15 protein-coding genes are annotated in these 13594 nt (G+C 62.0%); 11 read left to right on the forward strand and 4 right to left on the reverse strand.

The window, feature by feature from the left end; all coding sequences use genetic code 11:
• Positions 1 to 45: 45 nt before the first annotated feature.
• The 7 genes from H559_RS0116815 (at position 46) to H559_RS0116845 (ending at position 5122) form a co-directional block, all read left to right on the forward strand.
• Positions 46 to 447: a DUF350 domain-containing protein gene (locus H559_RS0116815; RefSeq protein ID WP_028453632.1), complete on the forward strand. Its 402-nt coding sequence runs from the start codon at positions 46 to 48 to the stop codon at positions 445 to 447.
• Positions 448 to 478: 31 nt separating this feature from the next.
• The gene (locus H559_RS0116820) at positions 479 to 883 is read left to right on the forward strand and encodes a DUF4124 domain-containing protein (protein ID WP_028453633.1); all 405 of its coding nucleotides are present in this window, start codon (positions 479 to 481) and stop codon (positions 881 to 883) included.
• Positions 884 to 923: 40 nt separating this feature from the next.
• Complete coding sequence (locus H559_RS0116825; protein WP_028453634.1) at positions 924 to 2030, forward strand: SPFH domain-containing protein; 1107 nt, start codon at positions 924 to 926, stop codon at positions 2028 to 2030.
• 81 nt (positions 2031 to 2111) lie between these two features.
• Positions 2112 to 3575, forward strand: a complete 1464-nt coding sequence (locus tag H559_RS0116830) for a DUF4178 domain-containing protein (RefSeq protein ID WP_028453635.1) — start codon at positions 2112 to 2114, stop codon at positions 3573 to 3575.
• A gap of 4 nt (positions 3576 to 3579) precedes the next feature.
• A complete protein-coding gene (locus tag H559_RS22970) occupies positions 3580 to 3735 on the forward strand; it encodes a hypothetical protein (protein WP_169727073.1) in 156 nt (51 codons plus the stop codon).
• Entirely contained in the window at positions 3735 to 4115 is a 381-nt protein-coding gene (gene speD / locus H559_RS0116840; protein ID WP_028453636.1) for an adenosylmethionine decarboxylase, read from the forward strand. Before H559_RS22970 ends, speD begins: the two co-directional genes overlap by 1 nt.
• Positions 4112 to 5122 (forward strand): tetratricopeptide repeat protein, encoded by a 1011-nt coding sequence (locus H559_RS0116845; RefSeq protein WP_028453637.1) that lies wholly within the window; start codon positions 4112 to 4114, stop codon positions 5120 to 5122. Before speD ends, H559_RS0116845 begins: the two co-directional genes overlap by 4 nt.
• 90 nt (positions 5123 to 5212) lie before the next feature.
• Here H559_RS0116845 and H559_RS0116850 read toward each other — a convergent pair whose 3' ends face one another.
• Positions 5213 to 5446, reverse strand: a complete 234-nt coding sequence (locus H559_RS0116850) for an RNA-binding S4 domain-containing protein (protein ID WP_028453638.1) — start codon at positions 5444 to 5446, stop codon at positions 5213 to 5215.
• A gap of 52 nt (positions 5447 to 5498) precedes the next feature.
• Between H559_RS0116850 and H559_RS22860 the strand changes: the two genes are divergently transcribed.
• Together H559_RS22860 and H559_RS23080 are read left to right on the forward strand one after the other, a co-directional pair.
• Positions 5499 to 5669 carry a hypothetical protein gene (locus tag H559_RS22860; protein WP_155845471.1) on the forward strand — a complete coding sequence of 57 codons (171 nt, stop codon included), beginning with the start codon at positions 5499 to 5501 and terminating at the stop codon, positions 5667 to 5669.
• A 211-nt stretch (positions 5670 to 5880) separates the two neighbouring features.
• Positions 5881 to 7905, forward strand: a complete 2025-nt coding sequence (locus H559_RS23080; RefSeq protein ID WP_245579395.1) for a carbohydrate-binding protein — start codon at positions 5881 to 5883, stop codon at positions 7903 to 7905.
• An 82-nt stretch (positions 7906 to 7987) separates the two neighbouring features.
• Here the strand turns inward: H559_RS23080 and H559_RS20965 are convergent, their stop codons facing one another.
• Positions 7988 to 8941: a class I SAM-dependent methyltransferase gene (locus H559_RS20965; RefSeq protein WP_051279709.1), complete on the reverse strand. Its 954-nt coding sequence runs from the start codon at positions 8939 to 8941 to the stop codon at positions 7988 to 7990.
• Between the two features lie 89 nt (positions 8942 to 9030).
• Positions 9031 to 9369 (reverse strand): DUF1289 domain-containing protein, encoded by a 339-nt coding sequence (locus H559_RS0116870; protein WP_028453639.1) that lies wholly within the window; start codon positions 9367 to 9369, stop codon positions 9031 to 9033.
• An 85-nt stretch (positions 9370 to 9454) separates the two neighbouring features.
• On the opposite strand from H559_RS0116870, the gene H559_RS0116875 reads away from it, so the two are divergent.
• Together H559_RS0116875 and H559_RS0116880 are read left to right on the forward strand one after the other, a co-directional pair.
• Positions 9455 to 10207: a substrate-binding periplasmic protein gene (locus H559_RS0116875; RefSeq protein WP_028453640.1), complete on the forward strand. Its 753-nt coding sequence runs from the start codon at positions 9455 to 9457 to the stop codon at positions 10205 to 10207.
• A gap of 81 nt (positions 10208 to 10288) precedes the next feature.
• Positions 10289 to 11587 carry a tryptophan--tRNA ligase gene (locus tag H559_RS0116880; RefSeq protein WP_028453641.1) on the forward strand — a complete coding sequence of 433 codons (1299 nt, stop codon included), beginning with the start codon at positions 10289 to 10291 and terminating at the stop codon, positions 11585 to 11587.
• Positions 11588 to 11863: 276 nt separating this feature from the next.
• On the opposite strand, the gene H559_RS21995 is transcribed toward H559_RS0116880, so the two are convergent.
• Positions 11864 to 13492 carry a sensor domain-containing diguanylate cyclase gene (locus H559_RS21995; protein ID WP_211230963.1) on the reverse strand — a complete coding sequence of 543 codons (1629 nt, stop codon included), beginning with the start codon at positions 13490 to 13492 and terminating at the stop codon, positions 11864 to 11866.
• Positions 13493 to 13594: the final 102 nt, after the last annotated feature.

Consider the following 13594-nt stretch of genomic DNA (forward strand, 5'->3'; position numbering starts at 1 on the left):
GGTAAGAATGCACAGCATTATGCCTGATTGCCGCGAGGAACCCGCATGCTCCAGACTGCCCTGCCACTGCTGCTGACTTATCTGACTTACCTGGGTGCCGGCATTGCCCTGCTTGTTGTGTTCTCGGTGATCTACGCCTGGGTAACACCCATTGATGAGCTCAAGCTCATCCGCGAAGGCTGCACGGCCGCCGCACTGTCGTATGGCGGCGCGCTGATCGGGTTTTCGCTCACCATTGCGTCGAGTGCCTGGCATGTAAACCGGCTGGAATATTTCCTGATCTGGGGTTTGCTCGCCATGATTGCGCAGATTGCGGTGCATCTGGTGCTGGGCCGCTGCATCAAGGGTCTGCCACAGGCGCTGATTGAAAACAATATCGCTGTCGGCAGCTTTGCCGGCGCCGTTTCTCTGGCCGTCGGCATCATCAACGCCGGCGCGCTGTCCTGATTCCGTTCATTCTGCGAGAGTGAGCTTCACCATGCTGAAACCTGCCTGTCTGATCCTGCTGCTAATCGTTAGCCTGCCCACTGCTGCAACCGTCTACAAGTGCAAGAACCCTCAGGGCGGCACGACCTATAGCGACCAGCCCTGCAGCACAAGCGGTGGCCAGGAGGTCAAGCAGATCAAGGCTCCTGTTTCGGGCAAACCGCAGAGCACGGCATCGGCCCCCGCCAGCGCAGTTGCCACCGCCAGCGCCCCGCAGAATGGAAACGCCAGGGTCTGCCAGGATCTGGCCAATAACGAGGCCGATATCGACGCCGAGCTGCAGCGACTGGCTGCCGAGAAAAAAACTGACGTCAACAATGTCATGCTCGCCGGTCAGGCCAAGCGTGCCAAGGCTGAAATCGCCAAACTGAAAGCTCAGAACAACTGCCCGCAATAACACGCGACAGCGCCTCACCTTTACTGATCAGGAGTACATCATGGGTCTCGGTTCATTCATCAAGAAACAGTTTATCGACATCCTGGAATGGCAGGAGGATCAGGACGGCATCCTGGCCTGGCGCTATCCGATGGCCGACAACGAAATCCAGTATGGCGGCAGCCTCACCGTGCGCGAATCGCAGGCTGCGGTGTTCGTCAATGAAGGCAAGGTGGCCGACGTGTTCCCGGCCGGCATGCACAAGCTGACCACGCAAACCCTGCCGGTACTCACCTACCTGAAGAACTGGGACAAGCTGTTCCAGTCGCCCTTCAAGTCGGACGTGTACTTCTTCAGCACCCGCGTGCAGCTCGGCCGCAAGTGGGGCACGCCGCAGCCGATTACCATCCGCGATGCGGATTTCGGCATGGTGCGCATGCGCGCCTTCGGCATCTACTCGTACAAGATCGCCGACCCGAAACTGTTCTACACCGAAATCAGCGGCACGCGCGAGACTTACACCCGTGACGAAGTCGAGCAGCAGCTGCGCAATCTGGTGATTTCCACCATGACCAGCGCGCTGGGTTCATCCGGCGTTCCCTTCATCGACATGGCCGGCAACCAGGGCCTGATGGGCGAGAAGATCAAGGAAGCACTGGTCCCGGTATTTGCCAAGTACGGCCTCGAACTCGACAACTTCGCCGTTGAAAATGTCTCGCTGCCGGAAGAACTGCAGAAGGCGCTCGATACCCGGATCAGCATGGGCATGATCGGCAATATGCAGACCTACACGCAGTACCAGGCTGCCAACGCGATTCCGCTCGCGGCACAGAACGAAGGCGGCATGGCCGGCATCGGTGCCAGCATGGCCGCCGGCATCGGCATGGGTCAGGTGATGGCGGGCGCGATGAACACAGCCCTGAACCCGGGCGCGGCCCAGCAGCCGGTCGCTCCGGCTGCAGCCGGTGTGGTCATGGGCGCGGATGGTGGCGTCGGTGTCGGCATGGTTGCGGGCGCGGGTGTCACCTCAGCTGCTCCGGCCGCGCCAGCGGCGGACGACCCGCAGGCCAAGCTGGCCAAACTCAAGGGCCTGCTCGACGCCGGCCTGATCAGCCAGGCCGATTACGACACGGCCAAGGCCGAGGTGCTGAAGAAGCTGCTGGGCTAAACCAAAAGGTATTGCCACGCAGCCATTTGAATCAAAGGGTTGCATGGCAATACCCGGCCACCTACTTACAAGAAACCCGCCATGTACCGTACCGCCTGCCCCAGTTGTGGCGCCGAAGTGCTGTTCCGCTCGACGATCTCGACGATCGCCGTCTGCGAGTACTGCCAGAGCACCGTGCTGCGCGATGCCGATGAAGTAAAAGACATCGGCAAGATCGGCCGCGTGCTCGAAGATTATTCGCCGATCCAGATCGGCACCTCGGGTACCTTTGCCAAGCGCAATTTCACCGTGGTCGGCCGCATCCAGCTGCACTACGACGCAGGCCTGTGGAACGAGTGGTACGTGATGTTCGATGACGGCAGCGGCGGCTGGCTGGCCGATGCGTCAGGGCAGTACATGTTCACGCTCGATATCGGTCCGGCGAAAAATGCCACGCCTTTCGAGCAGATGCACCCGGAATTCCGCTATGAACACGCCGGGCGCAGCTTTATCGCCACCGATGTGCGCACGGCACGCTGTGTCGGCGGCCAGGGCGAGCTGCCCTTTATCGTGGGCGAAGGCTACGAGGCGAAGGTGGTTGACTGCCGCTCGGGCGACCGCTTCCTGACCATCGATTATTCGGACGGAACGCCACGCCTCTATGCCGGCTCGGCGGTGGTGCTGGACGAATTGAACTGCCAGCTGTTGCGCGATGGCGACCAGATTCTGCAAACCGCCGGCAAGCTCAAGGGCGCAAACAATGTGCTCGACTGCCCGAACTGCGGCAGCCCGCTCAATTACAAGGCCGGTGTCGCCACGCAGATCGTCTGCCCAGCCTGCACCAGCGAAGTGGATTGCTCGGGCGACCGCGCGACGGTACTCGCCAAGCACGAGGAAGCCAACCGCTACCACGCCACGCTCGACATCGGCGACAAGGCGACAATCGAGGGCGACAACTGGTGGACGGTAATCGGCCTGATCGAGCTCGAAGAAGTCGGCGACGACGATTCGGGCTGGAGCGAATACCTGCTCTACCATGCCAAGAAAGGCTTCAAATGGCTGGTGGAAACGAGTGATGGCTGGTACGAGGCAAGGGTACTCGACAAATGGCCGGATGCCTGGGGCGAGAACTCGGCGACCTTCAACAAGGAACAATACCGCAAGCTCTACCCGGCCTACGACGGCCGCGTTACTTACGCTGCCGGTGCCTTCAACTGGCGGGTGAAAGTGGGCGACGTGACGACCTATCGCGATTACGAGCGCAATGGCGTGCGGCTGGGCAAGGAAAGCACGCGCAGTGAAGTCAACTGGACCACGTCGAAGAAACTGACCAACGAACTGGTCGCCCAGTGGTTCGGCAAGCAGGAAATCGTCACACCCAAATACAGCAGCACCGCCGCCCCGGCCGATAATGACCTCAGCAGCATGGCAACGCTGGCCACCATCATCCTACTGGTGATCAATGTGCCCATCATGCTGTTCGGCAACTTTTTCTCCGGCCTGATCTGGACCGGGCTGGCGTGGTGGCTGTTGCGCCTGCCGCTCAAATTCAACAAGGACAACTAAGCGCATGGGACGCGGACTCTTCAAGGCTTACTGCATCGCCATCGTGTCGCTGAGCACCCTGTTCAACATGAGCTCGTGCAGCAGTTCAGGCACATCCACCCGCGGCTGGGGCAGCGGTTTTTCCTCCGGCGGCTGGAGCTCGGGCGGAGGCCACAAGTAATGGCTTCCCCGCTGGGCCGGCACCTGCTGGCCGACTTCTACGGTTGCGACGCGGCACTGCTCGCCAACCCGGAGCGTATTGCCAGCCTGCTGCTGGCCGCAGCCGGGGCCGGCCGCGCCACCGTGCTGCAGCAGCATTTTCATCACTTCGGCCCGCAGCAGGGCGTCACCGGCGTGCTGCTGCTGATGGAATCACACATCAGCATCCACACCTGGCCGGAGCATGGCTACGCCGCGCTCGACCTGTTCATGTGCGGGCAGGCAGAAAGCGACGCGGCGCTCGCCAGCCTCTGCGACAGCCTGCAGCCCGCCAGCCGGCAGGTGCAGCGCGTGCTGCGCGGCGGCGATCCCGGCCTCTCCCTGCAGTCCGAGCGGGCATGACGCACGAGAGCGAGCTGCTGCACATCGAGCAGATCCTGTTCAATGAACCGGTCACTGCGCTGCAATTGTGCCGTGGCGTCCTCAACCACCTGCGTGACGGGCAGGACCCGCAAGGCTTCGTGCAGGCAGCCAACCTGCTCTCGCTGATCGAAGACCAGCTGGGCGAAAGCGTCGGCGCCCGCGCCGAACTGCTGCAGGCGCTGGCCTGGTGCCGCCAGCATCAGCTCACAGAGCTTGAACCGGTCGTGCAGGAGCGCCTGGGGCGCGAAGCCTACACGGCTGGCGAATACCGGCAGGCAGCGCTGCACTGGCTCTCCTGCCTTGACCAGTGCCGCGAGCTCGGCGGCCCCGCCAGCGAATCCGGCATGGCCTGCATCGGCCTGGGGCACTGCTGCAGCGCACTGGGTGAAAACGGGCTGGCACTGGCTTACCATCGACTGGCCCAGCGCCTCATCGCACCGCTTGATGACATCTACCTCACCGCCAAACTGGGCATCAGCCTGGCCTGGGACCTGCGCGTCGCCGGGCAGCCGGATGAAGCCTGGCAATTGCTGGAAGACGCGCTGAGGCTGTGCCGGGAAAACGGATTCAATTTCTTCCAGGCCGAGCTGCTGTTGCGGCTGGCGGAAATCACGCTGGACCGGGGGCAGATCGACCAAGCCGAGCAGTTGGCCGAAGAAGGGCTGAGCATGCTCGTGCATACTCCTTCGCACTGGTGCGAAGCCAAGCTGCTGGGCCTGCTCGCCACCATCAATGCCGGGCAGGACAATCTGTCGCTGGCCTTCAGCCTGATCCAGCACGCCTTGCGCATCGCCGAAGAAGACAAGATGACGCACGTCGAAGCCGGCCTGTGCGCGCAGGCAGCAGACTATGCCGCCGCACTCGGCCAGCTTACCGCTGCCAGCCATTATCGCGAGCGCGGCAACACCCTGGCCGCGCAGCACGCCAGCCACTGGCACGCCGACGCCGAGTTGCTGGACGAACTGCGGCGGCGCCTGCCAGCCTGATACAGCACAAGGTATTGCACCAAAGCCATTATTTGAAAATGGCTAGCAACATATACCCATCAAATCAGCACATTCTGCCAGCCGGACCGGTCACTCTTCCGGCGGCATCTGCAGCACGGTGATGCGCACTTCGCCATCCACCTCGACCACCTGCCCGGGACGAATCTTACAGGTCTTGCGCAACTCCTGCTGCCCGTCCACCTGCACCACGCCGGAAGCCACCATCAGCTTGCCGGCGCCACCGGTATCAACGACGCCGGTGATCTTCAGCAGATCATTGAGGGCGATATATTCCTGATCCAGTTCCACTTCAAATGCTTGCATACATTTCTCCATAATCCAGGCGGGCAGAATAACAGTGCCGCTGTCGCTGTGCATGGAAAACGACATCCATCTCCTGCATGCCAGCCCCTCGCCCAAGCAGGGCCGCGACTCCCGCTTTTATTGCTGGCAGAACCATTCCGCACCTGGCAAGCCACGATCTCCGCCCGCGCACGTCACGGCCCCCATCGGCACCGGCAAGCGCATTGCCGCCAGTGTCTGCTGAAAACAACACCGGATGAAGTGTCAGCCTACGGTCATACGGGGCGCGAGAGGCATGCCAGCTGACAAGACAGCGACAGATCCAGTCATATCATAAAGCACTTAATTTCTTATTTTTATCAATAGCTTGTCATGCTCCGTCATGCGTTGAACAATGCCCTGCGGGCAGCAGACCCGCAATGACAATGACCGTTTGATGGAATGGAGGAGTACGCATGACTGCACGTTCATCGCGCGGGCGCTCGCGCCTGTCGCTCACCCTCGCCGCGCTGCTGATTTCAGCACTGGCGCATGCCGCGCCGCAATGGCAGGAAGGCAACACGTACACGGCGGGCACCGTCGTCAGCTTCAATGGCCACGACTACAAGGCCCTCGTCACTCACACCGCCTATGTCGGCGCCGGCTGGACACCATCCGGTACACCGACGCTGTGGCAGGACATGGGCAGCTCGGGCACGGTTTCGCCCACTCCCACTCCGACGCCAGTGGTAACGGTGACCCCGACGCAGCTGCCGACATTCACACCGACGCCGACCATCCCGCCCACGGTGACCCCGAGCCAGCCCGCCGGCAATTGCGCCGCGGCCTGGAATGCCACAACGGCCTATAACGGCGGTGCCTCGGTCAGCTACAACGGCCGCAACTACAGCGCGAAGTGGTGGACGCAGGGCGATGATCCGAGCAAATCGACCGAATGGGGCGTCTGGAAAGACCTCGGCCTCTGCGGCGGTACCACCGGCACACCGACGCCACCGGTGACGCCGACACCGACACCCCCGATCTGTCCGATGCCGACGCCGATTCCTGGCTTTGTCAGCGCCTACGACCCGACACTGCAATGCCCGAACATCACCATGCCGGCTGGCAGCACGGTCACCTTCCAGCAGGTCATTCTCAGCGGCAACACCCTGAGCTGGAAGCTGGACCGCAGTGCGTATTCCGGCACGCCGGCAGTCTGGCGCATCATCATCGGCAAGAATGGCTGGAGCGGCGACAGCCGTGTCATCAGCGTGGTCGATGATGCCGGGAAGAGCTACTGGACGGGCACCGGCTCGACCAGCGACCGCAGCGTACGCATCCAGGTTTGTGCTGAAAACTACACGGGCTGCGTCCTGAGCCAGCCGGCCGTACTGGTCGACCCGACTCCGCCCGTCACACCGACACCAACAGTCACGCCGACCGTGACCCCCACCGTGACACCGACCGGCACGCCAACTGATCTGCCCAAGCACGTGCTCGTCGGCTATCTGCACGCCAGCTTTGCCAACGGCTCGGGTTACATCCGCATGAGCGATGTGTCGGACAAGTGGGACATCATCAACCTGTCGTTTGCCGAGCCGACCTCGTCGACCTCCGGCCAAGTCGCCTTCAAGATGTGCCCGGTATCCGAATGCCCGAATGTGGAATCGGAAGCCGAATTCATCGCGGCGATCAAGGCCAAGCAGGCACAGGGCAAGAAGGTGCAGATCTCCATCGGTGGCGCCAACGGCCAGGTTCGTCTGGAAAATGCCGCAGCGGTGACCAGCTTCGTCAATTCGGTTTCCGCCATCATCGACAAATATGGTCTGGATGGTCTGGACGTCGATTTCGAGGGCCACTCGCTGCAGCTCAATCCCGGTGACAATGATCTGGCCAAGCCGACCACGCCGGTCGTGGTGAACCTGATCAGCGCGCTGAAACAACTGAAGGCGAAATACGGCAGCAAGTTCACGCTGACCATGGCGCCGGAAACCTTCTTCGTGCAACTGGGCTACAGCTTCTACGGTGGCAATTGCGCGGGTTGCGATACGCGCGCCGGTGCCTATCTGCCGGTGATCTACGCGATGCGTGACGATCTGACGCTGTTGCACGTGCAGGACTACAACTCCGGGCCGATCACCGGGCTGGACAACAGCTATCACACCATGGGCAACGCGGACTTCCACGTCGCCATGACCGACATGCTGCTGACCGGCTTCAAGGTGGCTGGCACGAACTTCCAGTTCCCGGCACTGCGTCAGGAGCAGATTGCCATCGGCCTGCCGGCCAACGGCAATGCCGGCGGCGGCTTCACCAGCGTCGCCGACGTGCAAACGGCGCTGGATTGCCTGATGAAGGGCACCGGCTGCGGCAACTACAAGCCGCATGCCGTCTACCCGAACCTGCGCGGACTGATGACCTGGTCGGTGAACTGGGACAAGTTCAACAGCTTTGAATTCAGCACCCAGCACCGCGCCTACTTCGACAAGCTGGCCAAGTAAGCCGGCAGTGCCGTAAATAGACCAGAAGTAAAATACACGGGCAGCCTTGCGGGCTGCCCGTTCTGTATTGCGAGGTTGCGATTTACTGTTTGCGCTCGAACACCCAGACGCCCGCCTGCAATTCGGGGGGCAGCACCAGCCGGCTCAGCTCGGGGGCTTCGCGCCAGACAAATGCGGTCTGCGCCTCGTATTCGCGCCAGTTACCCGTGATAAAGCGCGAGCGGCTACCGATCACGATATAAGTCTCGACACAGCGCTGACGGAACAGCTGTTTTTCGAACACGTTGCCCGAAGGCGGCCAGCAGCAGATCACCACCTGCGGCTGGAAGCGCTGCACGGCGGCAAGCGCATCCAGTTTCTGCACCGACTCGGGGTAATTCACCGCGCCCTGCCAGCTGTAATCATCGCTCGCGGTGACGTCCGTGCCGGCGGCAGCCAGAAAGCGGCTCAGCATGCCATCGCCTGCGGCGATTTCCAGCGTGCGGCGCCCGGCAATCAGCGCGGCCAGTCCGGCGATCAGCTCGCGGCTGTAGAAACACCAGATCCCGCGCTTTTCCACCAGCGGCATCAGCAGCCGCTTCTGCCCGATAAGCGGCCAGATCAGCCGGAACGTCCGCAGCGAAACGGGCTTGCGCACCAGATCGCGCTCGAAGAACAGCTTTTGTGCCAGCAGGCCGCTCCACAGATTGAAACGCGCCTTGCCTTTGCTCACGCCCGTCGCTGCGCTGAACGCATGCTGGCGCAGCGCCAGCTCGGTCAGCCGCAAGCGCACCTGCTGGCTGACAAACAGCGCAAACGCCCGGCCGTCGCGCTCGCCACTCAGAAAACGCGCATCGGGCCGGTGGCGCTGCGCGGCGCGCGTGATCAGCGCTTTCAGCTCGGCCGGATCGCGGCGCGCAAATACCGCAGCCAGTTCATCCCGCACCGCCAGCCAGTCGTCCGGGCAAGCTTCAGCCAGTGCGGTGAGGCCGGGATTACGCTGCAGCAAGGCCCAGCGGGCGGCGGTATCCAGCGAAACCGGCATGTCGACGCTCATGAATACTCCATCATGTATGTGCTCGAAGCCATCGTATTGAAATGGCTACAAGCAGATACCCATAATACAACCCGAAAATCCGGTCGCAACTATCCGTCAATGCGCGCCCGCAGGCACTGCGGACACAAACAATCTGCGCCGCCACCCAGCGGCAGCGTTGCCGGCAGATCGGCACACCAGCAGCCACCCTCCCTGCCGCCGCTGCCACAGACAAACCATTGCCCGCAGGCGCTGCACCGCTTCCCGCCCGGGCGTGGCGGCAGGGCCAGCAGGCGCTGCCAGACGGCCTGCTTTTCCGCATCGCCCATCGCCTGCCAGCGGGTGATTTCGTCAATCGTGCGGCGGCAGCCGGTGCACACCCCTGCAGCATCAAGTTCACAGCGCTTGATGCAGGGCGATGGCGGCGTGGATAACGAGAGGCTTGTCATGCCGTCAGTCTAGCAGCACTGCGCAGCCGTCAGATCATGCCTAGACTGGAAATCCGTATACTGCAACGCAATCCGGGAGGCGGCCATGCGTCACCTGCTCATCCTGCTGCTGCTCGTGCTGGGCCTGGCCGTCACCGGCACGGCACAGGCCGAAGACAAGGAAATCCTCATCTTCGGCGACATTGATTACAAGCCAGTATCCTGGCAGGAAAACGGTGAAATGCACGGTCTGGCGGTGGCGGCGGTCGCACATATCCGCCGCAGCACCGGCCTGCCGGTGCGCCTGGTACTGCAACCGTGGAACCGCAGCTACAAGGCGGCGCTGGCCGGCGAGGGCGGCGTGATCGGTCTGTCGCATACCCGTGAGCGCGCGCAGCTTTTTGACTACTCCCCCTTGATCTATGAATCGCAAATCCGCCTGACCATGCTGCAGAACCGAGCCTTCCCCTTTGACGGCGTCCATTCGCTGCGGGGACGGAAAGTCGGCGGACAACTCGGTGCCAGCTATGGCGAAGAGATCGATAACGCGGTCAAGACCGGCAGCATCACCATGATCCGCGACACCAGCATTGAAGTCCGCCTGCGCAATCTGCTCGCCGGCAATATCGACTGCATTCTGATGTCGTCCAACGTGAAAGCGCTGGAAGACGCCGTGCGCGAAGTGCAGCGCACCGACCCCGAACTGATGGCGCGCGCGGGCAAGCTGGTGACGCTGGATAAACCAGTACAAAGCGACCCCGTCTACCTCGCCTTCCGCAAGGACAGCCTGCCGCCGGAAATCCGCCAGCGTATTTTCGACGCGCTGAGCCGATGGAAAGTCCCTGCGCAATATCAGTAAGCACGCGCCCGCCGGCTGCCAAATCGGCGGCCAGCTGCTAGACTGCGCCCTTCTCTGCGGTTCAAGACGAAGGACGACGATATGACTACGCGCGTGCTGACCGGCGTTACCACGACCGGCACTCCCCACCTTGGCAACTACGTCGGCGCGATCCGCCCGGCCATCGAAGCCAGCCGCAAGGCCGATGTGGATGCGTTTTTCTTTCTGGCCGACTATCACGCGCTGATCAAGTGCGATGATCCGGCACGCATCGAACGCTCGCGCATCGAAATCGCCGCCACCTGGCTGGCCGCCGGCCTCGACCCGGAACGCGTGACCTTCTACCGCCAGAGCGACGTGCCGGAGATCACCGAACTCAACTGGCTTTTGACCTGCGTCACCGCCAAGGGCCAGATGAACCGCGCGCATGCCTACAAGGCCAGCACCGACATCAACGAAGCGGCCGGCGAAGACCCCGATCACGGCGTGACCATGGGCCTGTTCTGCTACCCGATCCTGATGGCGGCGGACATCCTGATGTTCAACGCGCACAAGATTCCGGTCGGCCGCGACCAGATCCAGCACATCGAAATGGCGCGCGATGTCGCTGCCCGCTTCAATCACACCTTCGGGCAGGGGCGCGAACTCTTCGTGCTGCCGGAAGCGCACATCGAGGAACACGTGGCCACGCTGCCAGGGCTCGATGGCCGCAAGATGAGCAAGTCCTACGACAATACCATTCCGCTGTTCGAAGGCGGCGCGAAGGCCATCAAGGATGCCATCGCCCGCATCGTCACCGATTCGAAACTGCCGGGCGAGCCGAAAGACCCGGACAATTCGCACCTCGTGACCATCTATGAAGCCTTCGCCAGTGCCGGTGAAGTGGCGGCCTTCCGCGCCGCGCTGATGGCTGGCCTCGGCTGGGGCGAAGCCAAGCAGCAGCTGGTGCAGCTGATCGAGCGAGAAATCGCGCCGATGCGCGCCCGCTATGAAGCGCTGATGGCCAATCCGGAACAGATTGAAGAATTGCTGCAGATCGGCGCACAGAAGGCGCGGGCAATTGCCACGCCTTTCCTCACCGAACTGCGTCATGCTGTTGGCCTGCGCCGCTTCAATGCCATCGCCAAACCGGCTGACCACGCCGAGAAAGCAAAGGCGGCGCTGCCGCTCTTCAAGCAGTACCGCGAGGCCGATGGCCGCTTCTACTTCAAGCTCACCAGCCACGATGGCCGCGTACTGCTGCAAAGCGCAGCCTTCGACGCCGGCCGTGATGCCGGACAGTGGGTAGGCAAGCTGAAGAAGGAAGGCGCAGCGGCGCTGAATGATGCACCGGTCAGCCTGGGTGACGGCATTGCACATGCCGATGTCGCCGCAGCGCTGGCGCTGCTGGCCGCCGAGTAAGCGCGCCACGCCCGCTCAGGCCGCCCTACGGGGCGGCTTTTAAATGTGCCTTATGCCGCAACAAAATGGCGGGTATACACCCTTGACCATTTCATTGAAATAGCCTCAGGCGCATACCCATAAATGTATCTGATTATACTTCTCTTTCAGAAAGCCTTTTTCGTCATGCGCGCGTAGGCGGGCATCCAGAGCAAAGCTTGGCTTCACGCCGCTATCTGGATTCCCGCTTTCGCGGGAATGACGCTTCTGAAACAGGGACATAATCAGGTAAATGTATCAGGCCAGCGTATCCATTTCGGCATCCAGCAGACCATCTGGGGCCAGCCGAATGCAGTTGCGTCCGTCTGCCTTCGCCTTGTAGAGCGCACGATCCGCCGCGCGCAGCAGGCTTTTTTCATCGGCACCGTGGAGTGGACAGCAGGCAATGCCGGCCGAGAAGGTCAGGCCGGTCAGATCGCCGCCAACACCACGGATGTGCTGGCTGGCATAACAGCGCTGCAGTTGCTCGACACACTGCTGCGCCATCACGAGATCGATGTCGGCAAGAACCAGGCAGAATTCCTCGCCACCATAGCGCGCCGAAAAATCCACCGCCCGCAGGCCCGTGCGCAGCACGCCGGCCAGCGTCACGAGCACCGCATCGCCCACGGCATGGCCGTGCCGGTCGTTGACCGCCTTGAAAAAATCCAGATCGATCATGACCACGCAAACCGAATACTGCTGGCGTTGCGCCCGCTGCAATTCGATCGGCAGGGTTTCGTGCAGATAACGGCGGTTGTACAGATAGGTCAGCGGGTCGCGGGTGGCCTGCTCCTGCAGCTGGAACTGCAGGCTTTCCACCTCGACCATCCGGATTGCCAGTTCCTGGTTGAGCAGTTCCATGTCCGCGCGCGCGGCTTCGGCCTCGGCCTGCCGGCGCAGCGCAATATCACGCTCGGCCGCCGTCTTGGCCGCGGCACGCTCCAGTTCGTGCGTCCAGTGCAGAAAAAAGCGATAGCCAAGAAAGACCATCGCCAGAAACAGCACCGTCATCACCCAGTACACGGCAATCGTCGACTCCCGCGTAACCAGCGCCAGGTGCTGCCAATCGGCCAGCGAGTTGGGCTGGCTGATGCGCAGGCTGCCGGTGCTGAAAAACAGCGACAGCCACAGGAAACCCAGCACGCCCAGCACGCCCAGCGCCGAGGTGAGCAGCAAGCGCCATTTTTCCATCAGCCGGATCTGCGGCTGCGGAAAATGCTGCATTCGCCAGCGCAACACGGCCGGGCTGGCCAGCGCCATGATCGGGCCATTGATCAGGCTTGCCTGCAGAAAGCCCCCCAGCCACCAGCCCTGCCAGATTCCAAACAAGCCCGCATCGCCCAGCTGGCTGGTATGGCTCCACACGAACGAGCCTGTGGCACTGAACACGCTGGCAATGAAACAGATGGCCATGAAGAAGAGCCACTGGCTCGCGGTATTGAGCACCACCGGCATCTGGATTGCGCGATACACCGTACCGATGACCAGCAGGCCCAGCGGATCGGCCAGCCCGAACAGAAGCGCCCACTGCAGCGGCATGCCGGAATAGAGCGCCAGAACGAAGGTCGACAAATAGGCGGGAATGGCCCCCCAGATCACACCGAACCACATCACCCACAACAGGCAGAGAATCATGGGGGGATAGACCGTGACATGCAGGTCGGTGCCGCCGAAATGCATGGAGATGGCAAACCATTGCCATTGCACGACCAGCAGGCCGAAAACGATGCACACCAGCAGATTCAGAATCCACAGCAGCGCCAAACGCTGGACGGCGGGCTGCTGCCAGTGCCGCAGGATGCGCAGCGGCAAACCCTGGCTGGCACGCGGCTGGCCTGGCACGGACGCAAACAGCGGTACGGATTCCAGAAGGCCATCACGCACGGGCACGGCAATTCCCTGATTTTATTTGGATATTCAGGTATAGCCAGTTCCGGCATGGCTTGGCAAGCAATTTTTTACATTAGCAGTAATAATTTGGCAAAC

The sequence above is a fragment of the Chitinilyticum aquatile DSM 21506 genome (assembly GCF_000430805.1).
Classification (GTDB): Bacteria; Pseudomonadota; Gammaproteobacteria; order Burkholderiales; family Chitinibacteraceae; genus Chitinilyticum; species Chitinilyticum aquatile.

Coding starts and splice junctions, on each gene's coding strand:
- speD (WP_028453636.1), top strand. CDS start 3,735: ATGGCTTCCCCGCTGGGCCGGCACCTGCTGGCCGACTTCTACGGTTGC.
- H559_RS0116820 (WP_028453633.1), top strand. CDS start 479: ATGCTGAAACCTGCCTGTCTGATCCTGCTGCTAATCGTTAGCCTGCCC.
- H559_RS0116880 (WP_028453641.1), top strand. CDS start 10,289: ATGACTACGCGCGTGCTGACCGGCGTTACCACGACCGGCACTCCCCAC.
- H559_RS0116850 (WP_028453638.1), bottom strand. CDS start 5,446: ATGCAAGCATTTGAAGTGGAACTGGATCAGGAATATATCGCCCTCAAT.
- H559_RS0116870 (WP_028453639.1), bottom strand. CDS start 9,369: ATGACAAGCCTCTCGTTATCCACGCCGCCATCGCCCTGCATCAAGCGC.
- H559_RS20965 (WP_051279709.1), bottom strand. CDS start 8,941: ATGAGCGTCGACATGCCGGTTTCGCTGGATACCGCCGCCCGCTGGGCC.
- H559_RS23080 (WP_245579395.1), top strand. CDS start 5,881: ATGACTGCACGTTCATCGCGCGGGCGCTCGCGCCTGTCGCTCACCCTC.
- H559_RS0116845 (WP_028453637.1), top strand. CDS start 4,112: ATGACGCACGAGAGCGAGCTGCTGCACATCGAGCAGATCCTGTTCAAT.
- H559_RS22860 (WP_155845471.1), top strand. CDS start 5,499: ATGGAAAACGACATCCATCTCCTGCATGCCAGCCCCTCGCCCAAGCAG.
- H559_RS0116830 (WP_028453635.1), top strand. CDS start 2,112: ATGTACCGTACCGCCTGCCCCAGTTGTGGCGCCGAAGTGCTGTTCCGC.
- H559_RS0116825 (WP_028453634.1), top strand. CDS start 924: ATGGGTCTCGGTTCATTCATCAAGAAACAGTTTATCGACATCCTGGAA.
- H559_RS22970 (WP_169727073.1), top strand. CDS start 3,580: ATGGGACGCGGACTCTTCAAGGCTTACTGCATCGCCATCGTGTCGCTG.
- H559_RS0116815 (WP_028453632.1), top strand. CDS start 46: ATGCTCCAGACTGCCCTGCCACTGCTGCTGACTTATCTGACTTACCTG.
- H559_RS0116875 (WP_028453640.1), top strand. CDS start 9,455: ATGCGTCACCTGCTCATCCTGCTGCTGCTCGTGCTGGGCCTGGCCGTC.